Annotated in this window: 38 protein-coding genes and 1 tRNA gene; 34 read left to right on the top strand and 5 right to left on the bottom strand. The window is 37.1% G+C overall.

Going from position 1 to position 25886, the window contains the following annotated elements; translation table 11 throughout:
• The 8 genes from V7654_RS08250 to V7654_RS08215 all read left to right on the top strand — a co-directional run bounded on the left by V7654_RS08250 (nucleotide 1) and on the right by V7654_RS08215 (nucleotide 5817).
• Nucleotides 1–1011, top strand: a complete 1011-nt coding sequence (locus V7654_RS08250; RefSeq protein WP_335429841.1) for a phosphotransferase enzyme family protein — start codon at nucleotides 1–3, stop codon at nucleotides 1009–1011.
• 102 nt (nucleotides 1012–1113) lie between these two features.
• Nucleotides 1114–2583, top strand: coding sequence for an amidase family protein (locus V7654_RS08245; RefSeq protein ID WP_335429839.1), 1470 nt, complete (start codon nucleotides 1114–1116; stop codon nucleotides 2581–2583).
• Between the two features lie 76 nt (nucleotides 2584–2659).
• Nucleotides 2660–3127, top strand: coding sequence for an NUDIX hydrolase (locus V7654_RS08240; protein ID WP_335429838.1), 468 nt, complete (start codon nucleotides 2660–2662; stop codon nucleotides 3125–3127).
• 27 nt (nucleotides 3128–3154) lie between these two features.
• Nucleotides 3155–3502: a DUF952 domain-containing protein gene (locus tag V7654_RS08235; protein WP_335429837.1), complete on the top strand. Its 348-nt coding sequence runs from the start codon at nucleotides 3155–3157 to the stop codon at nucleotides 3500–3502.
• Nucleotides 3503–3580: 78 nt separating this feature from the next.
• The gene (locus tag V7654_RS08230) at nucleotides 3581–4114 is read left to right on the top strand and encodes a nucleotidyltransferase domain-containing protein (RefSeq protein ID WP_335429836.1); all 534 of its coding nucleotides are present in this window, start codon (nucleotides 3581–3583) and stop codon (nucleotides 4112–4114) included.
• Nucleotides 4115–4277: 163 nt separating this feature from the next.
• Nucleotides 4278–4655 carry a cupin gene (locus V7654_RS08225; protein WP_335429834.1) on the top strand — a complete coding sequence of 126 codons (378 nt, stop codon included), beginning with the start codon at nucleotides 4278–4280 and terminating at the stop codon, nucleotides 4653–4655.
• 79 nt (nucleotides 4656–4734) lie between these two features.
• Nucleotides 4735–5313: an O-methyltransferase gene (locus V7654_RS08220; RefSeq protein ID WP_335429833.1), complete on the top strand. Its 579-nt coding sequence runs from the start codon at nucleotides 4735–4737 to the stop codon at nucleotides 5311–5313.
• A gap of 42 nt (nucleotides 5314–5355) precedes the next feature.
• Nucleotides 5356–5817: a DinB family protein gene (locus tag V7654_RS08215; protein ID WP_335429832.1), complete on the top strand. Its 462-nt coding sequence runs from the start codon at nucleotides 5356–5358 to the stop codon at nucleotides 5815–5817.
• Between the two features lie 171 nt (nucleotides 5818–5988).
• Here V7654_RS08215 and V7654_RS08210 read toward each other — a convergent pair whose 3' ends face one another.
• Together V7654_RS08210 and V7654_RS08205 are read right to left on the bottom strand one after the other, a co-directional pair.
• Nucleotides 5989–6591, bottom strand: coding sequence for a histidine phosphatase family protein (locus V7654_RS08210; RefSeq protein ID WP_335429831.1), 603 nt, complete (start codon nucleotides 6589–6591; stop codon nucleotides 5989–5991).
• A 22-nt stretch (nucleotides 6592–6613) separates the two neighbouring features.
• Nucleotides 6614–7006: an NUDIX domain-containing protein gene (locus V7654_RS08205; RefSeq protein ID WP_335429830.1), complete on the bottom strand. Its 393-nt coding sequence runs from the start codon at nucleotides 7004–7006 to the stop codon at nucleotides 6614–6616.
• 339 nt (nucleotides 7007–7345) lie between these two features.
• Between V7654_RS08205 and V7654_RS08200 the strand changes: the two genes are divergently transcribed.
• The 3 genes from V7654_RS08200 to V7654_RS08190 all read left to right on the top strand — a co-directional run bounded on the left by V7654_RS08200 (nucleotide 7346) and on the right by V7654_RS08190 (nucleotide 9205).
• Entirely contained in the window at nucleotides 7346–7915 is a 570-nt protein-coding gene (locus V7654_RS08200) for an MEDS domain-containing protein (RefSeq protein WP_335429829.1), read from the top strand.
• Nucleotides 7916–8032: 117 nt separating this feature from the next.
• Nucleotides 8033–8797, top strand: a complete 765-nt coding sequence (locus V7654_RS08195) for a Nif3-like dinuclear metal center hexameric protein (RefSeq protein WP_335429828.1) — start codon at nucleotides 8033–8035, stop codon at nucleotides 8795–8797.
• Nucleotides 8798–8857: 60 nt separating this feature from the next.
• On the top strand, nucleotides 8858–9205 hold the full coding sequence (locus V7654_RS08190; RefSeq protein ID WP_335429827.1) for a VOC family protein: 348 nt from the start codon (nucleotides 8858–8860) through the stop codon (nucleotides 9203–9205).
• Between the two features lie 240 nt (nucleotides 9206–9445).
• Here the strand turns inward: V7654_RS08190 and V7654_RS08185 are convergent, their stop codons facing one another.
• Complete coding sequence (locus tag V7654_RS08185; RefSeq protein WP_335429826.1) at nucleotides 9446–9919, bottom strand: hypothetical protein; 474 nt, start codon at nucleotides 9917–9919, stop codon at nucleotides 9446–9448.
• A gap of 230 nt (nucleotides 9920–10149) precedes the next feature.
• Here V7654_RS08185 and V7654_RS08180 point away from each other — a divergent pair, with 230 nt between their 5' ends.
• The 9 genes from V7654_RS08180 to V7654_RS08140 all read left to right on the top strand — a co-directional run bounded on the left by V7654_RS08180 (nucleotide 10150) and on the right by V7654_RS08140 (nucleotide 16419).
• On the top strand, nucleotides 10150–10596 hold the full coding sequence (locus V7654_RS08180) for a GNAT family N-acetyltransferase (RefSeq protein ID WP_335429824.1): 447 nt from the start codon (nucleotides 10150–10152) through the stop codon (nucleotides 10594–10596).
• 42 nt (nucleotides 10597–10638) lie between these two features.
• Complete coding sequence (locus V7654_RS08175; protein ID WP_335429822.1) at nucleotides 10639–11109, top strand: NUDIX hydrolase; 471 nt, start codon at nucleotides 10639–10641, stop codon at nucleotides 11107–11109.
• A 29-nt stretch (nucleotides 11110–11138) separates the two neighbouring features.
• Nucleotides 11139–11612 carry an 8-oxo-dGTP diphosphatase gene (locus V7654_RS08170; RefSeq protein ID WP_335429821.1) on the top strand — a complete coding sequence of 158 codons (474 nt, stop codon included), beginning with the start codon at nucleotides 11139–11141 and terminating at the stop codon, nucleotides 11610–11612.
• 95 nt (nucleotides 11613–11707) lie between these two features.
• A complete protein-coding gene (locus tag V7654_RS08165; RefSeq protein WP_335429820.1) occupies nucleotides 11708–12202 on the top strand; it encodes a GNAT family N-acetyltransferase in 495 nt (164 codons plus the stop codon).
• 136 nt (nucleotides 12203–12338) lie between these two features.
• The gene (locus tag V7654_RS08160; RefSeq protein ID WP_335429819.1) at nucleotides 12339–12896 is read left to right on the top strand and encodes a cysteine hydrolase family protein; all 558 of its coding nucleotides are present in this window, start codon (nucleotides 12339–12341) and stop codon (nucleotides 12894–12896) included.
• A gap of 239 nt (nucleotides 12897–13135) precedes the next feature.
• Complete coding sequence (locus V7654_RS08155; RefSeq protein ID WP_335429818.1) at nucleotides 13136–13504, top strand: DUF2500 domain-containing protein; 369 nt, start codon at nucleotides 13136–13138, stop codon at nucleotides 13502–13504.
• 151 nt (nucleotides 13505–13655) lie between these two features.
• Nucleotides 13656–13997, top strand: a complete 342-nt coding sequence (locus V7654_RS08150; RefSeq protein WP_335429817.1) for a hypothetical protein — start codon at nucleotides 13656–13658, stop codon at nucleotides 13995–13997.
• A 51-nt stretch (nucleotides 13998–14048) separates the two neighbouring features.
• The gene (locus tag V7654_RS08145) at nucleotides 14049–14516 is read left to right on the top strand and encodes a CBO0543 family protein (protein WP_335429815.1); all 468 of its coding nucleotides are present in this window, start codon (nucleotides 14049–14051) and stop codon (nucleotides 14514–14516) included.
• A 451-nt stretch (nucleotides 14517–14967) separates the two neighbouring features.
• A complete protein-coding gene (locus V7654_RS08140; protein WP_335429813.1) occupies nucleotides 14968–16419 on the top strand; it encodes an HD domain-containing protein in 1452 nt (483 codons plus the stop codon).
• A 73-nt stretch (nucleotides 16420–16492) separates the two neighbouring features.
• Here the strand turns inward: V7654_RS08140 and V7654_RS08135 are convergent, their stop codons facing one another.
• Nucleotides 16493–16957: a hypothetical protein gene (locus V7654_RS08135; protein WP_335429811.1), complete on the bottom strand. Its 465-nt coding sequence runs from the start codon at nucleotides 16955–16957 to the stop codon at nucleotides 16493–16495.
• A 126-nt stretch (nucleotides 16958–17083) separates the two neighbouring features.
• Here V7654_RS08135 and V7654_RS08130 point away from each other — a divergent pair, with 126 nt between their 5' ends.
• The 13 genes from V7654_RS08130 (at nucleotide 17084) to V7654_RS08070 (ending at nucleotide 25136) form a co-directional block, all read left to right on the top strand.
• A complete protein-coding gene (locus tag V7654_RS08130) occupies nucleotides 17084–17494 on the top strand; it encodes a VOC family protein (protein ID WP_335429810.1) in 411 nt (136 codons plus the stop codon).
• A gap of 113 nt (nucleotides 17495–17607) precedes the next feature.
• Entirely contained in the window at nucleotides 17608–18168 is a 561-nt protein-coding gene (locus V7654_RS08125; RefSeq protein WP_335429808.1) for an AAA family ATPase, read from the top strand.
• A 69-nt stretch (nucleotides 18169–18237) separates the two neighbouring features.
• Nucleotides 18238–18828: a DUF899 family protein gene (locus tag V7654_RS08120; RefSeq protein ID WP_335429807.1), complete on the top strand. Its 591-nt coding sequence runs from the start codon at nucleotides 18238–18240 to the stop codon at nucleotides 18826–18828.
• A gap of 29 nt (nucleotides 18829–18857) precedes the next feature.
• Nucleotides 18858–19628: a phosphotransferase family protein gene (locus V7654_RS08115; RefSeq protein ID WP_335429806.1), complete on the top strand. Its 771-nt coding sequence runs from the start codon at nucleotides 18858–18860 to the stop codon at nucleotides 19626–19628.
• 17 nt (nucleotides 19629–19645) lie between these two features.
• Nucleotides 19646–20092: a GyrI-like domain-containing protein gene (locus V7654_RS08110; protein ID WP_335429804.1), complete on the top strand. Its 447-nt coding sequence runs from the start codon at nucleotides 19646–19648 to the stop codon at nucleotides 20090–20092.
• Nucleotides 20093–20120: 28 nt separating this feature from the next.
• Nucleotides 20121–21068 carry an MBL fold metallo-hydrolase gene (locus V7654_RS08105; RefSeq protein WP_335429803.1) on the top strand — a complete coding sequence of 316 codons (948 nt, stop codon included), beginning with the start codon at nucleotides 20121–20123 and terminating at the stop codon, nucleotides 21066–21068.
• 110 nt (nucleotides 21069–21178) lie between these two features.
• Nucleotides 21179–21919 carry a class I SAM-dependent DNA methyltransferase gene (locus V7654_RS08100; protein WP_335429802.1) on the top strand — a complete coding sequence of 247 codons (741 nt, stop codon included), beginning with the start codon at nucleotides 21179–21181 and terminating at the stop codon, nucleotides 21917–21919.
• A gap of 3 nt (nucleotides 21920–21922) precedes the next feature.
• Nucleotides 21923–22393, top strand: coding sequence for a GNAT family N-acetyltransferase (locus tag V7654_RS08095; RefSeq protein ID WP_335429800.1), 471 nt, complete (start codon nucleotides 21923–21925; stop codon nucleotides 22391–22393).
• A gap of 21 nt (nucleotides 22394–22414) precedes the next feature.
• Entirely contained in the window at nucleotides 22415–22570 is a 156-nt protein-coding gene (locus V7654_RS08090; RefSeq protein ID WP_335429798.1) for a hypothetical protein, read from the top strand.
• The gene (locus V7654_RS08085) at nucleotides 22567–23193 is read left to right on the top strand and encodes a S41 family peptidase (RefSeq protein WP_335429796.1); all 627 of its coding nucleotides are present in this window, start codon (nucleotides 22567–22569) and stop codon (nucleotides 23191–23193) included. The genes V7654_RS08090 and V7654_RS08085 overlap by 4 nt, the downstream gene beginning before the upstream one ends.
• 366 nt (nucleotides 23194–23559) lie before the next feature.
• On the top strand, nucleotides 23560–23787 hold the full coding sequence (locus V7654_RS08080) for a hypothetical protein (protein ID WP_335429795.1): 228 nt from the start codon (nucleotides 23560–23562) through the stop codon (nucleotides 23785–23787).
• A 175-nt stretch (nucleotides 23788–23962) separates the two neighbouring features.
• Nucleotides 23963–24478 (top strand): hypothetical protein, encoded by a 516-nt coding sequence (locus V7654_RS08075; protein ID WP_335429794.1) that lies wholly within the window; start codon nucleotides 23963–23965, stop codon nucleotides 24476–24478.
• Between the two features lie 142 nt (nucleotides 24479–24620).
• Nucleotides 24621–25136, top strand: a complete 516-nt coding sequence (locus V7654_RS08070) for a YhcN/YlaJ family sporulation lipoprotein (protein WP_335429792.1) — start codon at nucleotides 24621–24623, stop codon at nucleotides 25134–25136.
• A gap of 67 nt (nucleotides 25137–25203) precedes the next feature.
• Here V7654_RS08070 and V7654_RS08065 read toward each other — a convergent pair whose 3' ends face one another.
• Nucleotides 25204–25632 (bottom strand): DUF2621 domain-containing protein, encoded by a 429-nt coding sequence (locus tag V7654_RS08065; RefSeq protein WP_335429791.1) that lies wholly within the window; start codon nucleotides 25630–25632, stop codon nucleotides 25204–25206.
• Nucleotides 25633–25769: 137 nt separating this feature from the next.
• On the opposite strand from V7654_RS08065, the gene V7654_RS08060 reads away from it, so the two are divergent.
• Nucleotides 25770–25866, top strand: a tRNA-Sec gene (locus tag V7654_RS08060).
• Nucleotides 25867–25886: the final 20 nt, after the last annotated feature.

The following is a 25886-nucleotide window of genomic DNA, read 5'->3' as shown; positions in this document are numbered from 1 at the left end:
ATGCATAACTTGTTAAGAGAATCGCTACATACTTATTCACTGGGGAAGTTTTCACTAACTATTGAAAAAGAACTTAAAAGCTGGAGCAAGGATTTGCACTTTAAAATTTGGACGGATGGAAAGGCTTATTCTGCCAGGTTTTTAAAAGAAGACCGATCCCCTAATAATGTTTTTGGGGAAATGAATGCTGAAATTTTATATGAGCAATCTGAATTTTGCCGCTACCTCGTTGATCAGCAGATTCCATTTATGAAGTTAGTTCCAGAAACAGAAGGTCAACCGTTTACGAAAATAATATGGCAAAATGAAAACTATTATTTTATTCTTTTTGAATGGATTGATGGCCAGCATATTACACATGGTGATGAAAATATTGCCCGTGAATTTGGAAAAACGGCTAGGAAATTTCATGATGTATCCATTGCTTTTTCAAGTTCCCTTTTTAAGAAAAGGTCGCACCTGGTTGGATATGAAGCATTTATAGGGAAACTGCGCGACAAGATTCTTACATCTAATATTTCTTCAGAGAATATAAAAATAGTTGACGAGTATTTCAGTGTCGCAGAAGAACATATTGAATTAGCGCGGACTGAAAAAATGGATTTTATTATTCAATCAGATTTGAATCCACTTAATGTTCTCTGGGACGAAAAAAGGAATGTAATCGGGATTGTCGACTTCGAGTCTATCGGCTATGACGACCGAATTGAAGGTTTAGCATGGCTTATCAAATGGTATTCGAGAACAGAGGGTATCCATTCATCAGAAATGTCACCAGTGCTTGCTGAAGATTTTTTACAAGGCTATGGTGCTGCTGACTTTCTTGAGGAAAATGACTATAGCAGGCTTGCCTCGCTTGTGTGGTTATCAGGCTGCATGAACTGGAACTTTGTGAAGGATACAGCTTCAATATTAGAAACGAATGATAGTGAATTACTTAAATCTCACATTGATTTTTATAGGCAACGCGGTGAAAAATTATTATCACTTATACCAAAGACGCTCTTATAACAACAGGAGCGCTTTTTAAATTTAAAAAAATGGTAGGAGTTTTTAAGTTTTAATAGAATTAATATTAGTTGTTTATTTTTCCAGATTATAGAAGGAGATAATATGGAGCTGAAATTTAATCATTTTTTGAAAGAAGAATTAACGATTCAGAATTTACAATTTGCGATGGAAAAAGGAGAACTTACATCAAGGGAATTGGTGATGTTTTATATTTACAGAATTGCAAAGCTTGACCAGGATGGACCGATGATCAACTCCCTTCTTGAAATAAATCCTGACGCAATATTTATTGCGGAAGGGCTGGATGCAGAGCGAAAGGAGAATGGGCCAAGGGGTCCTTTGCATGGCATTCCTGTTCTCCTAAAAGATAATATTGAAACAAAGGATTCGATGCATACAAGTGCTGGCATGCTCGCTCTTGAAAACCATCTAAGCGAGAGGGATGCATTCCTTGTTGAGAAGCTCCGTAAAGCTGGAGCAGTCATATTAGGCAAAACGAATATGACAGAATTGGCAAATGGAATGTCGTTGACGATGTGGGCCGGATACAGTGCCAGGGGAGGACAAACTTTAAATCCGTATGGTCCTGGTGAATTTTTTGTAGGAGGATCGAGTTCTGGTTCTGCTGCTGCAGTTGCTGCGAATTTTACCGTATTGTCAGTTGGTACTGAGACCGATGCTTCCATTTTAAGTCCTGCTGTGCAAAATTCAGTTGTTGGTCTAAAGCCAACTTTAGGGTTGATTAGCCGTTCAGGCATCATTCCTTTTACATATACACAGGATACGGCGGGGCCAATTACCAGGACTGTCAGTGATGCAGCCGTTTTACTTGGAACTATGGCAGGGTATGATTCCAATGATTCAGCGACGCATAAGCAGGTGAGCAAACCTCCTCAGGACTATACAAATTTTTTAGATTCTAATGGATTCTGGGGTGCTCGAATTGGGGTTTATAAAGGATCGGAAAAGGATTTTCGAGAACCAAGTGAATATGATGAAACCCTATTTAGTGATGCTATTTCCGTCCTCGGCAGCCAGGGAGCGGAAGTCGTTCAGGACATCGATATTCCATCATTCAAAAGAGAATGGAGCAGGTCTGTGCCTACTCATGAAATGAAACACAGTCTTGACAATTATCTTGCTAAACTGCCTGCAAATGTCCCGGTCCATTCGGCTGCTGAGCTGATCCAGTTTAACAGGGTGCACGAAGAGAAGGCATTAAAGTACGGGCAAAACATGCTCGAATATAGAGAGAAGTTCCCAAATACATTAAAAAGTCCCGAATACTTACTATCCAAATTGGAGGACATCTATTATTCTCAGGAGCAGGGGATTGATTATGCTTTGAGGAAATATGGTCTTGATGCAATTTTATTCCCAGCGTATATTTGTTCAACGATTTGTGCCAAAGCTGGGTACCCAGCCATTACAGTACCTGCCGGTTATATGGAAAATGGAAGACCATTCGGCATCACCTTTGCAAGCACTGCATTCAGTGAGGGGACTTTAATCAAATTAGCATACGCCTACGAACAAGCAACAAAACACCGAAAACCACCAAAACTAAACTAATATACACAAAATGATTAGAAACTGCATAAAGGGGTCTGACCCCCAGTGCTTTAAAGGGATAAAGGGGGATTTGGAAATGGATGCAACGTTTTATTTGGAGGGTGCTGTTTTTAATTATCGGGTTGCAGCGGTTATTGTGAAGAACGGTCATGTGCTGATTCACAAACAAGGAACGGATTCATACTGGGCATTGCCTGGTGGAAGAGTGGAGGTTATGGAGGATTCACAGACTAGTATCATCAGGGAAGTGAAAGAGGAATTAGGGCTTAATGTTAATGTGGAGCGCTTGCTTTGGTTCACGGAAAATTTCTTTGATTACAATAATAAAAATTATCATGAAATCGGCTTATATTATCAGGTTGCAATTGTAGATGGTAGTTTTACTTTTAAGACTGAACCCTTTTATGGGGAAGAAGGAGAACGATTAATTTATCAGTGGGTTCCTGTTGAGGAACTTGAAGAAATATTGCTTTATCCTGAATTTCTTAAATCAGCCCTTTTAGAAATTCCATTTACTCCACAGCATTTGATTGTCAGGAAATAATTATTTAGATTTGGAAGGAGGATATGAATGATTTTACATATTATTTCAGAAGAAGACTGGAAAAAAGCACAAAGAGAAGGACTGCATACTCCATCTAGTTTAGACGATGAGGGCTTTATACACTGCTCAACTAAAGAACAATTGATTTGGGTGGCGAATTCTTTTTTTAAGGGACACACCGATTTATTGCTTTTATGTATAGACGCTAAAAAGGTAAGGGCAAGAATTGTATATGAAGACACATCAGATACAGGCATGTTGTTTCCGCATATCTATGGTACGTTAAATTTAGATGCGATATTCAAAGTGATGACTTTTAAGCCATCAATGGATGGGTCATTTGTTTTGCCTACAGAAATTAACGAAGTATATTGAGCATTTTAATAATGATAGGAAATAAATTTTTAGGGGTCAAGTATGCCATTCGAGCAATGTAATTGGGTGAATTCAATAATGTCAAACTTTGAAAGTTCCTGGTTTATAGCTGGAGGCTGGGCCTTGGATCTTTATTTTGGCAAAGAAACAAGGGAGCATAGTGATATTGAGATAGCCATCTTCAGACAAGATCAATTCCATCTAAAAGACTATCTGAAGGGTTGGGACTTTAAAAAAGTTGTAAGCCATAAAATGATTCAATGGAAAGATGAGTTTTTAAGTCTGCCAGTTCACGAAATTCATGCATCCAACAGAGACTCTGGAGAAAAATTAGAAATCCTTCTAAATGAGTCCATAGAAAGGGAATGGATTTTCAGGAGAGATGGAAGAATCAAGCTCCCTCATTCTTCAGCTTGGTGTTATTCAAAGTCAGGAATTCCAATATTAAATCCAGCAATTGTCCTTCTTTATAAGGCTAAAAATACGAGCGAAAAGGACAATCACGATTTTATGATAATAAAAGATTTTCTTACCGTTAATCAGAAAATGTGGCTTCGTAATGCAGTACATTTACAGAATTCTAAACATGCATGGCTTGAGTATTTAGAATGATTGGGTTGGGATTATATGGATAAGCAGCTTTTCATAGGCTGCTTATTTTATTGGGTAACATGAAAGGAAATGTAACCCATTTGGCGAATTTTTATAAATCTAGGTGATTATAGGCGGATACTTTTGATTAAGAAGCTGAGGGAATAAAATTTGGAGGTACCTAATGGAATTTTATGAATTTCGAAAAGAAACCGGAATGCACATTACAATGTACGAATCAGATTTTATCATGTCTCGAATAACAAGAAATCAAACTCCCACATCAATTGGAGTCATGCATTTAGATGAAAATGGACTCATTGGCTACCATCAGGCGACTAAACCACAGCTCCTCCTGATCCTGAGCGGAGAGGGATATGTTTGCAATGAATCAAAGGAATATTATAAAGTGCAGCCGGGTGTTGCGGTGTTTTGGGATAAAGACGAATGGCATGAAACGAAAACGGAACACGGAGTGACAGCATTAGTGATTGAAAGTGATGAAATGAACCCTTCGGCATATATGGCTGTAGCAGAAAAGGAATCGTTGAAGGGTTGCTGATATGAAACTTGGTCTGAAGATGGATGAGGTTAGGGTAGAAAAGTTTACGATAAGTAAAAAAAGGGTGGTCTAAATAGAGGTGCGTACATATCATTCAAATACCTATTATCCTCAATTAGTTCTGGCAGCCAAGTCTTTGGCAGAACAAAATAATTTTAATCATTCGTGTAAAGATGAAGCAGGAAGATTATTAAGCGTATTGGCAGGACAGGTAAAAGCCGGGGGAATCCTTGAGGTAGGAACCGGGCTTGGAGTAGGAAGTTCGTGGATTCTATCTTCCATTTTGCCTGGAGTCCAATTTATATCAATAGATAATGATATAAAAAGAGTGGATTTAGTAAGAAAGTATATTAGGCATCCACAAGCAGAGTTCGTTGAAGGGGACTGGAAAGAAATCTATGGAAATGGTCCATTTCAGTTTATTTTCGCAGATGCGGCTATCGTTAAATCTGTCGAAGGGGAAAAGCTTTTTGATATACTAGAGATTGGCGGACTCCTATTGATGGATGATTTTACACCTGAAGAGCATTGGCCGGAGGAATGGAGGGGAAAACATGATGCAGTTCGGGACTTCTGGCTGAATCATCCATGCCTATCTTCCACCGAAATTTATCTGACTCCAACGACTGCTGCTATTTTAGCTACAAGGATAAGGTGAAGCATAACTATGCCTATTCAATATTAAGGAGGGAATATCTAGATGAACAGTAAAGAGATTCTCATAGCTCAATTGCAGGCTTGCCATGACCAGGATACCTGGTTTGTTTCACTCCAAAGTGCTCTAAGAGGACTAACTGAAGAACAAGCATTTGCAAAAACGAATATATCAGCAAATAGCATCCGTGAAATAGTGAATCATTTAATTTACTATAACCAGAGGTATTTAAACCGATTTAATGGGATATCCAATCCTAGAGGTCTGGAAAGTAATGATTTTACATTCACTAAAAATGACGATAGGAGCTGGCAGTCAACTGTAGAAATGATTGACCACATCATGTCTGAATGGATCATTTCTGTAAAAGAATCTCAGGAAGACAGGCTGCAGCAATGGGTCTCAGATCTTACCCACCTTACGATTCACACAACGTATCATATTGGCCAAATTGTTCATATTCGTAAAGAGCAAGGGTCTTGGAACCCAAGCTATGGAGTCCATTGAAATCTTAACCATTATTAATGGAGGTTTCATGAAAATATCTCAGCAATGGGAACAGAACTGAAGAATGAAAAGAAACGTGCTGTAAGAATTGGAAGGGTTCCTTACCCTATTTGGGATTGAAACTGTATAATTCCCAATAATCTTTTGGCTAGTTGATGCGGTTCAAGGATATCAGTTCACCATCATAGCTATTTTATTGTCATTAACCGGCTTCCACATTCTTTCACATGAAACCAATTCAAATTGATCATTAATAGTCAACTTGTATATATCCGGCTTGGTCGTTTGTTTCCAAAATTCATAATCATAAATTTGATCAAAGAATTGCATGGTACAAGTCATAATGTTCCCATGGATGCCAATGGCTATATTTTTACCTTTATATTTAGAGACCACATTACGAAGGGCTGAGATACCTCGCTGCTGAACCTCTGAATTTGATTCCCCGCCAGGGAAATTGAAATTTGGCTCTGCAAATACCTTTTGCATCGCTTCCGCAGGGTTTTCAAAATAATGGTCCCTTGCCGCCAGATCACGTTCACGAAAACGCGGATCAATTTCAATATCCATTTGTAGATGTCTAGCTAGCCCTTCAACTGTTTGCCTAGCTCTTACGTAAGAACTAGAGATGATATGAACGATATTCTCTTTTAGTAAGATTTCCGTAATTCGTTCCGCATCCTTCCAGCCTTTTTCAGATAGTTCGCGTGTTTCTTCATGCTCTAAAGAGAAGAAGGAATGTGCGTGCCTAACCATATATATTTCCGTTAGCATGTTATTATCTCCTTATGCAAAATTATAAAGCTATTTTCATAGCTTTAATTACTCTTGAAACATGTAAATCTTCCTTCATTACTTCAATCGGGAACCATTTTACATCAGTAAGAGTTTGTTCAACCGAGTTAAACTCAGGGTCGTACCCCAGCAGTGGAGTCTGATCATGTAAAAGGTGAACTAAATAACATTTTTCTTCACCGCCGCTGTATTGACCGGCGAAAAGGAAATTTACGACCTCCACATCCAAATTGACCTCTTCTTTTACCTCACGAATAACAGCGTCCTCAAAGGTTTCTCCTTCTTCAAGGCCTCCTCCAGGAAGGGTCCAAAAAGTTTTATCAGGATATATATGTTTTGTCATAAGGATATGATCATCTTTTATAATTGCCGCAAAGGCTCGTGGCCTGGCCATAATTAATTGCCCCTCTGTATTATACTTTTTGATTATTTTACCATATTTTAGCTTGAAGGGATGTTTTAAACTTTGAAAATTCAGAAAATTTAAGTGGCATGTTAATATTAAAAATAGAAAACAATCATTAAGGATTATTAATTGTGTTAAGATAAGAATTCACATAAAGATACTAAAAAAAAAACCACCTAATTTTTGAATACCAAATTTGCATTCACATTGAATAAGTAGTTTACAAGTTTTTTAATATGAAGAAATACTATTTTTAGAATCATAGAATAATTTCACCTGTAAAATGCTATAATACAAGGTAGTTGTTAAGTAAGGGGATAATTTTTTATGGACAATTTTCTGACAGAACTTGTAAGAGATCTCAAAAAGACTAACCAGGGACATATTTTTTATCAGTATATTGATATGGAAAAGTATCTTCAAAATGCCCTTAATTTCACTGTGTCTGCCGTTCAAAACGGTTCCCACGTCTTATTAGTAGAAAATGATCGCAATATTATTCACTTGCGTACGAATCTAAAAAAACAATTAAATGATGAACAGTTTAATAACATACACTTTATCAATAACTTTGATTTTTACTATGCAAATGGGGATTTCCATGCTCAGACGATCTTTGATTATTTCAAAACATCCATTGAGCCTTATTTAGATTCAGATGTTTCCGTCTTTACATGGGGACTTATTGAGTGGTCTGATGAGGATGATATTACCGATAACATTGAACAATATGAAAAAGATATAGATATGCATATTAAAGATAAAGGGGTTATTTCAGTTTGTGCCTATGATGCTAACAGGACACCCCCACATTTAAAGGAAATCTTAATGAGATTTCATGGAATCATGATTACCGATGATCAAGTTCATTACTTGCGTGACCATAGAGCCATGTAAACTAAAAGTTAAAGCTGCCAATTGGCAGCTTTTTTCTTTCTGAAAATGTTGGATTTTGGAAATATAGCAGGAATTCTTTTCTCTATTTAGAATATTGAAGGATGGGGGAGTTTGAAAATGAACCTAGAGCAATTTGAATTATCGATTAAAAAACTATTTCTTCATGATCTTTTGGAAGTATTTAATGATGATTTTGGCTTTACAAATAGGTCGAATAATTCAATCAAGATTATTGGATATTCTACTAACTTATCGATAGAGATCATTGAAAAGGCCGCGGAAAATAATGTTGATCTCTTGTTAACGCATCATGATGCCTGGGACTTTGTTTATGGACTTAGAGAGGAATGTGTAAAAAAGCTTACTGAGTATAATATAAGCCATTTTTGGATTCACGGTCCATTAGATTATATAGATTTCGGTACATGCACATCACTTATGAACAAGTTATGCATTGATAAATTATTGAAGCCTTCAATTTATACGGATGGCGGCGAAACTCCAGGAATAGGTGAGTTTAAGGTGCCTATGGGCTTTGATGTTCTCGTGGGCAAAATGTGCAATGAATTACGTGAGCCTATTAGAGCGTGGAGAAATAATGACAAAGAGATAAAAAGGGTTGGAGTACTGACAGGGGCAGGTCATGCTACTAACCATCTTAAGACTGCGCTTGATGAGGGCTGTGATACATATATAACGGGTGAAGCGACCCTTTATACAATTCAGTATGCTCAATTCGCAGGAATAAACCTTTTGGTCGGAAGTCATACATACACCGAAATTTTCGGTGTAGAAAGTTTGGCTATGAAAATACAAGATTTAAATGATGATATTAAAATTGTTAGATTGGATGAAAGTCATTTCGAATTAGGCCAGAACTAGTTTAAATTTGAAATTGCTGATAACCACATTTTTTTTAACAAAGGGAGAGGGGATATTTCTATGATTTATGAGCTGACCTATCAGGTACGAGTATCTGACTTTAACGAAGGATTAATGTGGTATAAAACATTACTGAATAAAGAGCCGGATTTAATCCCTCATGCAGGCTTTGCGGAATGGGAGCTGATGCCCCGATGCTGGCTCCAGGTGGCTGAGGGTATCCCTTCTAAAGAAAGTGGACCTCTTCGCTTAGGCGTATTATCAATCGAGGAAGCAAGAAATAGAATGATTAAAGAATTAAATGTAGCTTCCTTCGAGATTTGCTCAAGAGAAGAAGTTCCCGTTAAGTGGGCGACATTCACGGACCCTTGGGGAAATCGCCTTGGTTTCTTTGAATATAAAAAATAAAAAAGAAGAAGAAAAAGAATGCCAAGTTAAATCTATCTAATATCCTTGTATAAAATATACATCGAATTAAAAGCCATACCTCATCAAACAGGTATGGCTTTCCAGTATTGAATTAAAAGGAAAAACCGATTATTTAGTAGAATGATATCTATTATTATGGTTTTGAAATTTTTAGGAGGTAAAGATGTCCGATCGTTAAATCTTAAGAACATTATCATCTGAAGTTATTATCTTGGTATCTTATCTAAATTTCCTTGCATAGTTTCTATAACCGCTGTTATAAAGCAAATCGGATGTTAAAAAGGCTCCTGCTGGAGGCAGCTTTCCTGTGTGTATTGCAGGTCCTGTAAGGGCTATATCTGTTGTTGCAATCCAATTACCAGATTCCCCAGCCTGTAAAGAAGGTGGTTTCATGATAAATCGCCCACTTAAAATTAAATGACGGATTTTGATGGCGGCATCGTCAAAGATGTCCAGCTTACCTGTAAAAGATGCGTATGGTGAATCGAATCTTAATTGTTTTATATTTTCATCCCAGTAACCCTGGATTGGTATAGGTGTTCCACGGAAATTGGCTGTACCAATGACAGTATTACCTGATATCGAGTTGATTGTAATTACACCCCAGACAATGGGTCTTCCAGCTATCTCAGCATTAATTCCCCACCGCGAAGGGAACGGTAAACTTACAGAAGCGTTTTGAGTGGTTCGCACGATAATCTCTCCTTGTAATTTATCTTATCAATTTGCCCCTTTGTTGTGCCTAACAATAATCGTATGTTTATTAACCCTTGAGGTTTAATGGCCTATTTAAAATTATATGCGGCTTTAAATAAATTGGGGAATAAAGGACATTACCGTTGATTATGGTGGAAGTAGTTATAAATCCTAAAACGATTTAAGTGAGCATTAGGTTTGTGAGTACAGATATGGAGGTATTGTGTATGGATTTTGATTACGAAAGATTTAACTCAATTCCTGAAGACGATATTCTAGAAGGAATATGTAAACTGCATAGGGAGATTTTTGGTCAATCTGATCATTTAATCACCCAAATGAAACGTAAGTCTCAATTGCTGTTTAATCTCTCTTTGAATGGCAGAAAAGTAATTGGATATAAAATTGGTTATCCACTCGATGAAGAAAAATTTTATAGCTGGATAGGCGGGGTGGATCCTGCTTATAGAACTCAAGGAATTGCTTCAATGTTAATGGAAAAACAGCACACACATTTAAGAGCAAACGGATTTAAAGTTGTTCAAACCAAAACAAAGAATAAGTGGCGCAGCATGCTGATTTTAAATATAAAAAATGGCTTCAATATAATAGGCACTTACACAGATGATGAAGGAGAACCAAAAATCATTTTGGAAAAGCGGTTAACTAATTAGCCATTTTAATTAAAAATTTATTTGAAGAGACGGGGAGGATCAATGTCTGATAAATTTATCGTGTTAGTTGTGAGTGTATCAATTCTCAAAGAAAATAAAGTATTAATGATTAAGGAAAACAAACCAGGTGCATATAATAAGTGGAATTTTCCATCTGGACGAATCGAGTATATGGAAGACATCCTTGTTGCTGCGTGCAGGGAAGTAAAAGAAGAGACTGGTTATGATGTTAGGCTCACTGGCGCAACAGGTGTATATAACTTTATCAGCAGTATGAATAATCAAGTCATCCTATTTCATTTTACGGGTGAAATTGTCGGAGGTGCTTTAAATCTGCAAGAGGACGAGATTATAGAAGCAAGTTGGGTCACTCTTGATGAACTATTAGATTTTGACCTTAACGAACTACGGGATGGAAAAGTCATTAAGCAAATTGCGAATCGTTTATCGAATCAAGAAATCCACTCATTAGAAATTTTTAATGAGCAGCTTTTAGGTAACTGGGGAGTTTAGGATCCTAATGATAAAATTGAGGAGAAGTCATGAGTCATTCCGTTAATTATAAAATTTGGACCGTATGTATGATTCAAAATGAAGACAAGGTTTTGCTTCTTGATCGACAACATGACAATTTTAAGGGTTATATACCGCCTGGTGGCAAGGTTGAATTTCCAGAAAGTATTGTCGAGAGTGCGATAAGAGAGGTGAAAGAGGAAACTGGACTGGAGGTCAGTAATCTTATTTTTAAAGGACTTTATGAATATGTAAATCCTGTTGCAATGGATCGATATATGATTTTTAATTACATAACCACGGATTTTAAGGGTGAACTCATCGAGAGTGGTCCAGAAGGAAGAGCAGTTTGGGTCAATATAGAGGAGGCATATCACCTTCCCATGCAGAATTCTATTAAAAGAAGATTCCCGTTATTCTTCCAAGATGGGACTTTTGAAATCCAAGTTGAATGGAACCCCGAAGAAAACATTGAAGGAAAGGTAAGCATAAAATCCACTTAAGAAAAAGATGACCTTTTTTACAAACAGCTGCTATTTTTACTTGGCTGCATTTTTTTGATAAATAAAAATAGAGAATTCTACTAGGGAGGTACGTAATGTCCATTACTGAAAAGGATGCTATTTCATTAAGTTTTTTTAAACCTGAACACAATGCTTTATTAGCAAATTACCAATTGCATGATGAGCAGAAAAGATACACAGCTCTGCCATTTGATGCTTTGGGAAAATGTGAGATTGATCATGATCGTCATCCAGTTGTCATTCATTTTGGCAACGAGGTAGGTGGATTCTTTGTTCTTCATGGATGGAATGGAGTAAAACAATTTAGTGAAAATCAAGACGCTATTCTTTTAAGAGCGTATTCCGTCAATGCATCGTTTCAAGGAAGAGGAATAGCACGTAACTCAATGAGCTTATTGCCCTCATTTGTAAGAGAGCATTTTCCTTCAAAGAATGAAATTATTTTGGCTGTTAATCATGCTAATAAGATCGCTCAGCATGTGTATCTTAAAGGTGGTTTTAAAGATAAAGGAATTCGTGCAATGGGGCGAGAGGGAGAAATGTTTATCCTTCATATGGATCTATATTAATTACGAAACTTTTAATGCTAATAAGTTAGTTGCAAAAGCTTTATAAGATGGAGGAGTAAATTGCTTCAAAGTCATGAGTTGAGGTCATGGCGAATAAATTGAGAAAATAATAAATTTTACTGGGGGAATTCAAGATATGACCAAAACAGCCTTACTTGTAATTGACCCACAAGTGGGTATCATTGAGGGACCATCCATTGGACCGGTTCATAATAAAGAAAATCTCCTTCGCGTTTTGAAAAGTGTACTGGGAAAAGCAAGAGAAAAACACATTCCTGTCATTTATATTCAAGACCTGGATGTTGGAAACGATCAGCCTGAAGAGCATAAGATTCATCCTGAACTTTCACCTTTACCTTCGGATCTTGTCATTAAGAAGAAAGCTACAAATGCATTTTTTATGACGAGCCTCCAAGAGACATTGAAGGAATTAGATTGCGAACATCTAATTATAATCGGAGTAAAGACAGAGTTTTGTGTTGATACCACTGCAAGAAGTGCAACCACTCTGGGGTATGACGTAACATTAGTGGCAGATGGCCATTCAACAACAGATAATAAGGTTTTGTCCGCAGAACAAATCATTGCCCATCATAATTGCAATTTGCATGGTCTTGATAATATAGATCATTTTATTTTAGTAAGGGATTCAAATGAAGATCTATTTGAACACAAACACTTGGAGTATAAGTAATTCTTACCTTAGTCCATTTGATTTTAGCTGCCTGTCTGGTAGCTTTTTTTAATAATGAGGAATTTACATTATTTAAGGTGATTGTAGAAGTTGTCTTAGTTGGAAAAAGGAAAAATCCTCCGAATCTTTTTAGCTTTAAAAACGTAATGTAAACAAGAATAAATAAAAGTGATTATAGACAAAAGTGATGTTTTTTTGCATCTGGCAGAATGGTTAAATCAGATTGGGGTGAATAGGGGATGTTAGAGGCACCGGGTGACTTCATGTTTACGGCTGTACCAGTTTTCATCGGTATAATTTTTGTATTGGTTATCGGGATCTTTATCTTTGTCATCGTAAACGGCATTTCAACTTGGAGTAAGAATAATAAGCAGCCACGTGTTAATTCAAACGCTAAAATAGTCACAAAAAGAACGAGCGTGCATGGCGGGGGAGAAACGAACGCACACAATAGTTATTTTGTTACCTTTGAATTCGATAGTGGTGACAGGCTGGAGTTGCAGGTGAATGGTCGGGAGTATGGTCAGCTTGTATCAGGTGACGAAGGAGAACTTCAATTTCAGGGGACGCGATATTTAGGATTTAATCGATATCGGTATGAAGCTTAGTAAAAATTATATCCGGAAGAGCAGCAGTGGCAGCTCTTCTTTTTAATTTTAGAAAATAAGAGACAGTTGTCGTCATTTAAGGAAGATATAGTTAATGGTAAATGATTTTTAAGGCAATACTATCTACAAAAATCAAAGAGGGTGAGATTTCTTGCCACGTAAGTCAGCAACGACGAATGAGGAAATCGAGAAGGAAACGTCTGAAGAGAAACCTGAAAAAGACGCTAAGGAAATAACGGACAAAGCTTCAGCTGAAATTGAAAAACTTAACGGGTATTTAGCTGCAGTTTTAAATTATTTATCAGACGATGAAGTAGAGGTCATCGATATCGAGTATTTATTGAATAATACAGAGGGCTTGCAGGAGTGGTGGGATCAATATAAAGAAAAAAACAGGAAACAGATTGAGGAAGAAATCAAGAAATCACTTGGAGAACTTTCTATGGAAGAATTAGAAAGTATACGTGAAAAGATTAAGGGGAAGGACAAGTAATACCAATAGCTTTTTGTTCTTATCTTAAAGAGAATTAAGGGATGATCTATAGTGCTACTTTTTGTTTCTGTTATCATATTTAACTTGATGGCATATAAGTTCAATAAAAGATTAACACCGAGCCAAATCGTTCAAATTTGGACATTCACAATTGCATTTCAATCGCTTTTTGATTTGATTGTGGAGTTCAAATATCATAGTTACTGGTATTTTGGACGAGGTGTTGATTGGCTTGGGTTAATTCCTCGACTGGTATTGATTCCGCCCGTAAATATACTCTTCCTTAATTGGTACCCTTTCAATAAAAGTGCTGGTAAAAGAATACTTTATGTTGCTGTCTTTGTTGTGGTAATCGTTCTTTATGAGCTTGCTACATTGCTTCCTGAACCATGGGGATATTTTCACTATGGGGGATGGAAAATATGGTATTCCGTAATCGTCGATCCGATCATATTGTATTGTTTGGTTGGGTTTTATAAGTGGGTTCTTTACCTTGAAAGTAAAAGCCATTTGTGGTGAAGCAAGTAGAAAAGGTGGTGAACAATGTGTATTGGTTACCATATTCAATCTTGATCATAAATCTTCTTATTATTTGGTTCATGCCCAAACGGTTAACAACAAAGAAATCTATGCAACATGGTTTGTCATTGCCTTAATAAATTTATGTACAGATGTATTACTAAGTTTATATTTCAAGTTATATGAATTGAATGGACCTGGGGTCATTTATCTAAATTTCATGCCTTTTGACTGGCGAAGTTTTACTATATATACATCAATCTACAGTCTTTTCAATAATTTTTGAATAGTGCTAGTAAAATGCCGATTTATCAATTATATGGGTTGGAAAATATGGTATTCAATACCTTACTATATAGCAGCTTTTTTATTCATGCGTTGGCACCTGAATTTCTTAAGGAAGGAATAAAGTTAAGTTATTAGGAAAAAGGAATAGAAATTTTGTTATATAATGGTACAATTATCCAAAATATATTTTGAGGTTGGTGCCATGGAAAAAAATATAAAAGGACAATTACAGAATGATGCCGCTTATTTAACAGAGGAAGAATATGAAATATTTCTCCAGGCTATAGATTTTGCTGAACATGCCCATCAAGACCAAAAAAGGGCAACTGGAGAACCCTACATTATTCACCCCTTTATAGTCTGTAAAATACTATTGGATTATAAAGCCGATGTAACTACCTTAAACTCCTCACTACTCCATGATGTTGCGGAAGATACCCTGTTTTCTATTTTAGATATCGAAAAGAGATTCGGATTAGATGTTTCTACGATTGTAGATGGACTGACCAAGTTTGAAAAAGGGTTGGTCAAGGAAGAGGAGTACGATGCGATTAATTTTGAAAAATTATTGGCTGCATCTGCTAATGACATAAGAGTCGTCATTGTTAAAATTGCTGATCGATTACATAATATGAGAACACTCGCAGTAAAAAAAGTAGAAAAACAAGTGCCTTATGCAAATGAGTCATTAGTATTTTTCTCACCCCTAGCTGAGAGGCTGGGACTATACATGATGCAAAAGGAATTAGAAGAGTTAAGCTTCCAGTATGTTAACCCAGCCAAATATAAAGGGGTTAAAAAACTTTTAAACAATTATTCTAACCTTTTTACAGAGGTGTTCGAAAGCTTTAGTGAAAAAATAAAAACCACTGCTGAACCGGATTTGCAACTTCAGCTTGATTGGTATGATACTCCTATTTATAAGGCTTATTCTCTTTTACAGGAGGGGGCCTCACTTTCTGATTTGTATATCATCGAAGTAATTACAGACTCCACTCCCAATTGTTATCCCATTCTAGGAATCCTCCATGGACTATTTGAGCCTTTGGACAATCAATTTCACGACAATATTGCAATCAATAAAAGCTTCTTTCACAAACATTTAACAACCAAGGTATTCATTAAAGACATTGAAGTTCGAATCGAAATTAAAACAAAAAGTATAAAACAACAAAATCAGACGGGCATCTTTGGATTACTGAACTGTGAATTATCAAAAGATGAAACTCAAAAGATGAGCACTAAACTACTTAAAGACTCAATCAGCAATGTTAAGTCAGTTTCTAACAACCCGATTGAATTTTTCGATTTGATTTCATATGAATTGCTGCAAAAAGAGATCATAGTCTTCACACCAAAAATGGATGTTGTAGCCTTGCCTGAGGGATCGACAGCCCTTGATTTTGCCTTCCACCTAAACCCGCAGCTAGCCAAAAAAATGTCCAGTGTAAAGGTGAATGGGAAACAAAAACCTCTTAGTATCATACTTAAAGACAAGGATATAGTTGGAATCGATATTGAAAATCGGTTGATGGTCAAAAAAGAATGGCTGAATCATGCTCATACATCCAAAACGCGGAAGGAAATTGTTGGTTTGTTAAATGGTTCATTTTAGATAGTAGATTCCTAGTTATCGTGTTATAAATTAATGAAGCACTCTCAGATGAATTTTTGAGAGTGCTTTATTTTTAATTGGTAATAAAGGAATGCAACAGAAGAGTGTCATCGGTTTCGATGAATTCAAAGATGATTTCAGCATTATTTTCTGCGAACCCAACTGTGCTTTTATTATTGACCTTGTTATGAAACCGGTATTCTAGTTTACTGTAGTCAATGGTCTGGAGGAAGTTTTGGTCATGACGGCCCTCGAAGTGGAAAGAATCGGTTTCTTTGTCGATGCTTACCCCTGAATCTGAAATCGATTCAAGGTATTGATAATCTTTTCTTTCCATGGCAGCGATTGTTTTAAATGAAAGATTTAGTGTTTCCCTCCGTTGATCAGAATTGAGATTTGGTCTTTCATCTAACAAATCTTGAAGTCCTTCAATTTCTTCTACAAATTTATTGTCTTCTGAACGATTGGAATCTGCCTTTTCATTGGTACAGACAGCTAATAAAAATAAAAAAGTGATAGCTAATAGGATTTTTCTCAACCTACACTCTCCTTCCATTAATTGGATTTTATCATTAAAAAGCTCAGTGCATTAATAGATTAATTGGAAAAAAAAGGTGAAAGGCTAGAATTGTAGAATTTTAATATTATAAGGGGTGGTCAGATTATGAATAAACAATTACTTAGAGTTGGAACGATTTATGTTCCTGTTACGGATGTGATTCGTGCCTCAGCTTGGTATGAGAAGATGCTGGATGCAGAGTTAAGCTATCAGGATGAGGATAAAGCGATCCTGAACATGGCGAATATGAGTTTCTTCCTAATTAAGTCAAAGGATCAGACTTCAAACTTTATAGATATCCATGGGTATGAGCGTTTCGTTTTGACATTTGAAGTAAATGGCATAGATGCCCTTGTAACATTACATCATAATTTTTTGGAGAAGGGTGTAAAAGTCAGTGAGATAGAATACAGAGGTCACACCGGGAGGAACTTTGTTTTTTATGACTTGGATAACAATAAGTTTGATGTTTGGAGTGTACTGAGCCAGGAGTTTAAAAAGAGGTATATGCTTTGAGGGTTTTCTTGTGTATATGTTTGTGTTCACTATAGCGTACGAGTTAAGTGGGGAAAATGATAATTTCCAGTTCGCTATAAATATAGAAATTTTAAAGCTACCAGGGAGGAATTATGAAATTTGTATTGATTTTTGGCCCACAGGCTGTCGGGAAAATGACGGTTGGGCATGAATTAGAAAAAATAACAGAGTTAAAGCTTTTTCATAACCATATGACGATTGATTTAGTGAATCCATTTTTCGATTACGGTACAAAAGAGGGAAAAAGGCTAGTTTCTTTATTTCGCAAGGAGATATTCGAAGCAGTGGCGAAAAGTGATTTATACGGTTTGATTTTCACGTATGTCTGGGCATTCGATTTGCAGGCGGATTGGGATTATGTGGAGAAGGTATGTCAGTTTTTCGAGTCTAACGGAGGCACAGTATATTTTGTGGAGTTGGAAGCTAATCTATCAGAACGACTTGAGCGAAATAAAAGTTCACATCGTCTTGAACATAAGCCTACAAAGAGAAACATCCAGTGGTCTGAGAATAACCTATTAGAGTCCATGCATCAATACCGCTTGAATTCCTTCAATGGTGAAATCAAGAAAGAAAACTACATGAAAATTAACAATACAGATATGAGTGCAGAAGACGTAGCGGAAATGATTAAAGAGAGATTCGAATTATAGATTTAAATTTAAAAGGAAAGAGCGAAATACATAGAGAATAAATAAGAAAATGAGTGGAGGGATATTACGATGAATTTTACATCAGTGCAAAAAGAAAAACTGGAGCAGGAAATCGAGAATAAAGAAAAAGAACTCATGCAGATCAAAAAGGAATTGAACGAGTTAAGGAAGCAGCATCCTTCTTTTACAGTTAAGGACTATACATTCAAGACGACTGGTGGTGAGGATGTATCGTTAAACGAGCTGTTTGGGGACCGGAAAGAGTTAATTGTGATACATAATATGGGAAAATCCTGTTCCTATTGTACGCTTTGGTCGGATGGTTTTAACGGATTTACGAAGCATTTTGAAAGCCGCGCTTCGTTTGTTTTGACGAGTCCTGATGATTATAAAACTTTGGCGGATTTTTCTGGAAATAGAGGATGGGCATTTAAAAGCGTTTCGACAAAAGGGACGACTTTTAAAGAGGATCTTGGTTTTAGAGATGAAAAAGGCTATCTGCATCCTGGTGTTTCCATTCTAACGAAGGAAGAGGATGGCAGCATCAAGCATTTTACTAAGGCTGCTTTTGGTCCTGGAGATGACTATTGCAGCATTTGGTCCCTAATTGATCTATTGCCGGATGGCAGTGAAGGATGGAGTCCGAAAAATAAGTATTAATCATAAAAGGATAATTTGATGGTGATAAAATGAATGATTGGTTGATTAATAAAGTTCAAGAAATAATTGGTGAAGTCAATTCTGTGGAAAAGCTTGCTGAACAGGGCTGTACCTCTGAAGTGCGCTGTATTTTTACAAAAGGTCATCGGTACATATTAAAAAGTTCTTTTAAAAAGAAGTATCGAGAGTGGCTGTCAGCTGAAGCACGTGTTTTAGAGACACTAAAATACCAAAGTGTTATACCTTTTCCGGCATTCTATGGGTTCATTGAACACGAGGATAGCAGTCACCTGATCATGTCTCATGAAGATGGAATTACCTTGACTGCGGCTTTAAGGGAAGCGGCTGCTGCTTCCGAGCAAGAAGATTTGATTCGCAGCTTTGGCAAGTTTCTACAGCATCTCCACGATCAAGAGCCTCTTACTCAATTCGTTCATGATGAGGAGTGGTTGGATACACAGCTGGTCAGAGCAAAAGCTTATGTTGAAAATGGTCAAACAGGTGGAAGCTTAGAATTATTAGAGCGGCTTACAACTAACAAACCTCAGCGAGTGAAGCAAACAATGATTCATGGTGACTGCACAACTGATAATGTTCTCGTGATCGGCGGAGAAGTCCGTATGTTCATTGATGTTGCCGGAATGACCATTGGTGATCCTCGTTATGATGAGGCACTTGCTATTGGGAGATTCATGAACAGATCAGATTTATTGAACGCCTTTTATAAAGGCTATACCCGCTACAAAGTGACTAGGGAAGAGTATCAATATTTTGATGAAGGTCTATATACCTTCTTCTAATTACAGGGGGCAGGTTTATGTGTAAAGTAGTATTAAAAGAATTTAAAGTAGTTGGCATGAAGCACAAAGGCTTTTTTAAGGACTATGGAGATATAGTCCCTAAAGCAGCACAGCGATTTTTAGAACATGCCATGGTTATATCGAATAGCACAGGATTAGAAGTGACAGTCTATGAACCTCCAAAAGAACAATCTCAACTGGAGGGTACCTTTTATGTAGGTGTTTTGGTGAATGATCAAACAGATTCTGTACCAGAGGGAACGGACTACCTGCACATTCAGCATAGTTATGGAGTTATTAAAGGCAAAGTCACAGAGATGGGTAATTTGTATTCGGAATTAGACAAGTGGATTCTAGAACAAAGCTATGATCGTGCGACTCCGGAACAATACATTATTGAGGTTTACTATCCGGTTAAGGATGACGTTGAAGATGTTGAGGTATATATTCCGATAAAAAATTAACATTAGAAGAGTTAAGGTGGCCCTTTTTATGAAAAAACTAATCAAGGAAACGGATTACTTCTCCCTGTATTTGTTGAGTGATGGCGTTTATGCACCTATTGCAAAACCGGGAAAAGGCGCTTGGAGTAATGCTGGATTTGTAGATCTCGGTGATGAAGTGATTGTGTTTGATGCTTTCAGCACTCCTTCTGCTGCACACGAATTAAGGTTCCAGGCTGAGGAGATCACTGGGAAAAAAGTAAAGTACCTTGTTAACAGCCATTATCATGGGGACCATACTTTTGGTAACCAGGCATTTAGTGATACAACGATTATATCTACATCCTTAACACGCCAGTTAAATGAAGAGAAAAATAGAATTGGAGATTTGGAGAAAGAACAGGAGGAAATGCAACAGTATCTTCTGCAGCTGAAAACTCAAATAGAAGCTGAGGAAGAGCAAATCATAAAAAGCAGCTTGATCAATCAATATAATGAGATGTCAAAGGTATTAGAGGATTTACCTAAGATGAAGATTGTGCTGCCTTCTGTTTTATTTGAAGATAAAGTCGTGATAGAAGGTTCACAGCGAAAGGTTGAACTGCATTGTTTAGGTGGTGGTCATACACCTAGCGATTCATTCATGTATTTACCTGAAGAAAGAATAGCATTTATGGGGGATTTAGTCACGGAGTCTTTGCATTTGCCATTATATGATCCAGAATCCTTTCTTTCAATTCTAAATAAAGTGATACAAATGGAGATAGAAACGTTTGTCCCAGGCCATGGGAATATAGGGAACAAAGGCTTAGTCGATGATTTAATTGGCTATTTGACACTATTAATAGAAAAAGCAAAGGAAGCACATCTTCACCAAAAATCATTAGAAGACTTTCTAAAAGAATTTCAGATGCCTGTTCTATATAAAGAGTGGAAGGGTGTAAATGGAATTAACCGGAACCTTCTTCAAGTATATAATTTTTATAAAACGTTTTGAAAAGTTAAACTGCAAAAATTTGCAGTTTTTTTGTATTAGAAGTTGAAACAATTCTGAATTATGATAAGATATTAAAGATTTGTCATTCTTTATAAAATGGAGGAAATGGAATGGAGTTCAGAGGCGCGTCTGTTTATGATGAAGGGGAATTTTTTGAAAGTTATATGGAGCGCAGAACACGGCCAGAGAGTCCTAATAATGCCATTGAAAAACCGATTTTACTTGAGCTTATTGGGAATGTGAAGGGTAAAAAGGTTTGTGACCTAGGCTGTGGCGACGCAGAAATTGGCGGAGATCTTCTCCAGCGAGGATGTCTTAGCTACACAGGCGTTGAAGGGTCTGAAAATATGGCTCAAGTGGCCGCGAAAAAACTGGACGGTTTAGCTGGACAGGTTCAATTGTCTACAATGGAAGAATGGCAACCTCAGACAGAAGAATATGATTTGGTTCTTTCACGCTTTGCTTTACATTATTTAACTGATTTAGAAGGTGTCTTTAAAAAGGTTCATCACACTCTAGTGGATGATGGAAGGTTTGTTTTTAGTGTCCAGCACCCTGTCCTTACTTCCTCTACTAAAAGCGCAGAAGCTTCGGGCTCAAGGACGGACTGGATTGTCGATGACTATTTTAACCAGGGTGAAAGAGCTGAGCCTTGGATCGGGAAAAAGGTAATCAAATATCATCGGACGGTCGAAGAGTATTTTCGAATACTGAAACAGACAGGTTTTAAAATCGAGGATCTGAGGGAAGGAACTCCAAATGCTGAAAACTTTAGCAGCGAAAGCGAATATCAGAGGAGAATGAGAATCCCTTTAGTCCTGATGTTTTCTTGTGTCAAACAAGGAGTTTGATACATGATAATTAGATTAGCAAACACGGAAGATCAAAAGAAAGTTTTAAATGTTTTAAATAAGGCAGCACTAGATTTACAAAATAAAGGAATCAACCAATGGGACTATCCATGGAATGAGAATGATGCTTTCAATCAGATACAGTCCAACTATTTATACATCGTTTCAGTTGATGAGCAGTTAATGGGTACCTTTGGCATCAAAGAAATTAATCGTCTAAGTGATTGCCTAATCGATCCTGACAGTCAGTATTTATTTCAAATTGCCATCCTTCCTGAATATCAGGGTAAAGGTTATGGCCGAGCGATCATCGACTGGGCTTGTGGATACGCTCTAGAAACTAATGTGTCATTGTATTTAGATTGCTGGGCCGGGAACGACAAATTGAAGAGCTTTTATCAGGAAAATGGGTTCAATTACGAAGGGGATTTTCCTGAAGAGGATTATTACATAAGTGTATTTAGAAAGATCTAATTACGGACCAGGAGGAGTAATATGGAAGACATATTTAAAGAAATCGTCCATATTATGCATCATGATTATGCCGGATGGAAGGACAAAGCAGGCTGGGATGACCCAGCCTATTTTTTACAGAAATTAAGAGAAACAGATGAGTTTAATACCGAAAGTTTCACCAAACTAGCAGAGTGAATTATGGTGGAAGTGATGCAAGCTATTATCGATTACTTCCATACTTAATGCCGGAAGAGGGAGCAGAGCTTGCAGACAAAGACGAGCGAATGCTATTTAACTGTACAGTCGCTAATGCTGAGAGACAATTGGCGGGGTTATCTGATCAAATCAAACACACCCAGGATGAACAGGCTCACGTTTTCTTGACTGCATGGCAGCGGGAGTGGGAGAAAAACAAAGGGAATCGCTTCGTGGAATTCGATTTTGCTGAGTTCATTCCAGATACATTTGTAAGAGGTTTGCCCAACCCGAATTGTGTCATCGTTCTGGCCGATGTTTTTTGTGGAAGTGCTGGAGATTCGTTTGTCGAGCATTGTAAGAAATCAAGGAAAGTAACCGTTATCGGAAGGCCAACCAAAGGGTTGAACGATTATGCCAATCTGGCAGTCAAGAGATGGGAGCAAGGGTTAGAGCTTTGGTATCCAACTTCCAGGCTATCCCGAATCGATCACGGACTTGGCATGACAGAGAAAGGCATTGAACCACATGTCCTTATTCCGTGGACTCCAAACCATATTGAGACCGATGTTGATTTGCAAGAAGCCTTGAATTTGTTAGAAAAAATAAAATTTACAAAATAGACGATTTTGTTTTATTTTAGCTTAACAATCATCTGTTAAAGTAGAGATGTAAAAGGACCATGTAATTGACTCTTACTAAATAAGGAGTGTGTACGATGGTTTACAAAGTTGTCATTAATTTCTTATTGGTGATCACGCATTTCTATATCCTTTAACAATCCTTTAGAAAATAAAAAAAGCTTTAACAAAATCATGCTATGATCTTAATATTCATTATTTATTATAAATACTAGGTAGGATAGCATGTGTGGCTATCAAGGCAAATGGCGAAGGCGGGGCCGTTGCCTTTTTTTTATTGGATCGAATAATGACGAGCTTCCACTAATATAATGACAAAACCACCTCATTTTAGACAGGAGGAGAATTTTGTCATTGAAACATTTCGCTGTATTTTTGAAAGCCTCAGGGCTCTCCCTCATCCTTGTGCCCTTGTTTATGCAAGGCATGGGTTTTATCCGAATCCTTCCAAAGGCAGGTATTTATATCATGGTTGGGATTGGGAGCATAATGCTAATTGTCGGCATGGTGGGGGAAGTAAAAGCTTTGCGAGCTGGGATGAGAACGGCCAGGAAAAAAGCCGGCCCGGAAAAATGAAAACGAGTCCTGAACCATTATCGTTCAGGACTCGTTTCTTTGATTGGATTATCTTTTTTAAATTTTTATTTATCGTTTATCAGAAAATTCACTTTCATCGATCAATATCTGTTATATTGTGGTAATATTTTATTGGTAAGCTGTTTATTTATTTTGATTGGTCAGGGTGGAAACATTGACGAAAATTCACATCATCGGTGGTCCCGGTAGCGGGAAAACCTACATAGCAAATAAAATATCTAAAATGTTAAAAGTTCCAGAATATGAATTGGATAATCTCTTTTGGGATCATGATTCAGAGTATTTTGGTTCGCAGACTCTTCCAGCTGTAAGGCAGGAAAAGCTGGCCAATATACTGGCGGAAGAAAAATGGGTCATCGAGGGTGTCTATTATAGCTGGCTCGAGGATAGCTTTAACCAGGCAGATTACATTCTGGTACTTAAAACAAATGTGTATGTTCGTGATTGGAGAATCGTTAAAAGATTTTTATTAAGAAGAATCAAACTGCAGAGATCTCCAAGGAAAGAAAATTTACGGACCTTGATTGACTTATTAAAATGGAATCACAGTTATGATGGAAATAATCTTGTTCAAGCGATAAAGCTAATGAAAAAACATAAAGATAAAGTCATTATCCTTACTAAAAATGATGATGTATTTAAGTTATTTAAGAAACGAAAGAAAAGATGACGTTCAAAATATTAAAGGCAAGGCACAATGAGCTATTTTTACCGCTCATTGTGCTTTTTTCTTTTTTAAAATTTCCTGTACATAAAATTATGCTGATTGGCAATTCTATGGTTGATAAAACATAACCTTAGGAGGAAAAATCATGAAGTATATAAAAAACTTATCATTTATTTTGTTATTAATTGCCTTCTCAGCTGGCTGTACAATGAACAACGGTGCGCGAGAGGATGTTCGGGACCGCGACAAAGCAGAAATCCAAACTTATGACAATAATGTCAATGATGGTGTAAGAATTCAAAATAATGATACTAACCAAAATGATAATCAACTCCGATTTGGGGACGAAGCCAAAGCAAAAGTTGAAGATCTGGATGAAGTTAAAACGGCACATATCATTATGACAGACAGAGCTGCTTATGTAGCTGTTGTTCTAAAAGATGATGAAACAGGTAATGTGAGAAAAGATCTTGAGAATAAAATCTCTGACCGAGTTAAATCCACTGATAGTGATATCCAGAATGTTTATGTTTCAAGTAATCCTGATTTCGTTGACCGTATGAGAGATTATGGAGATAAAATCCAAAATGGGGAACCGATTCGTGGTATGTTTGATGAATTTAGTGAAATGGTACAAAGGGTTTTCCCAACAGCTCGATAAAAACGAATGTAAAAAGGGAACCTTCTGGAGGTTCCCTTTACTAAGTTACTCGATATAAAAAACATAGCTAAAACAAACTCTCATATGGTGTAGTGCTGATTTGTTTCTCAGCAAGCCTTTTGCGCAAAAACTTGTGATCCCGCTTTGGAGTAGCAAGGATGTAGCCGCGAATCACCAATTCCTGATTAATTGTTTCGGCTTTTTCCTTTAGAGCAAGCTCGCCAATTTTACCGGCAATCTTATGTCTCGCCACATCCCTGAACAATTCAGGAACGGGACTGACAAGATCCTCAAGCAATGCCTTTTGGTCACCTGGCCATAAATGCCTCGTCTCATTCACATAATACTCTTCCCAGTCCATATCTGATTTTCCATCGTTCTTCGGAAGCTTTTTTAAAAACTTGCGGAACATGAAAAACCCGCCAATTGCAAATAACCCTATTAATACCAGAACCCAAAATAAAATAAACCATAAAAACCAGCCTTCAAGCTGCATACCCTTCACCCACACATTTAAAATATCTCCCTATATTATAGTATTGGCGCGGGGGGTAAGACAAGTCATGTGACAAATTGAGTAACTCTCTTGTAAAAAAGGCAGCTTGTAAGTATAATAGACCTTGTTCTTAAAACGGGGCTGAATGGGGTACTGGTGTCCCCCACGGTCTTCAAAACCGCTTGTGACCTGCGTGCCAGGTTAGCTGGGTTCGATTCCCAGGCGGTCCCGCCAAAATAACATAGTAACCGTAC

Source organism: Bacillus sp. JJ1609 (assembly GCF_036967045.1).
Lineage (GTDB): Bacteria > Bacillota > Bacilli > Bacillales > Cytobacillaceae > Mesobacillus.
Note: the sequence above shows the minus strand (reverse complement) of the source record. Positions and strands in the feature narration are given on the sequence as shown.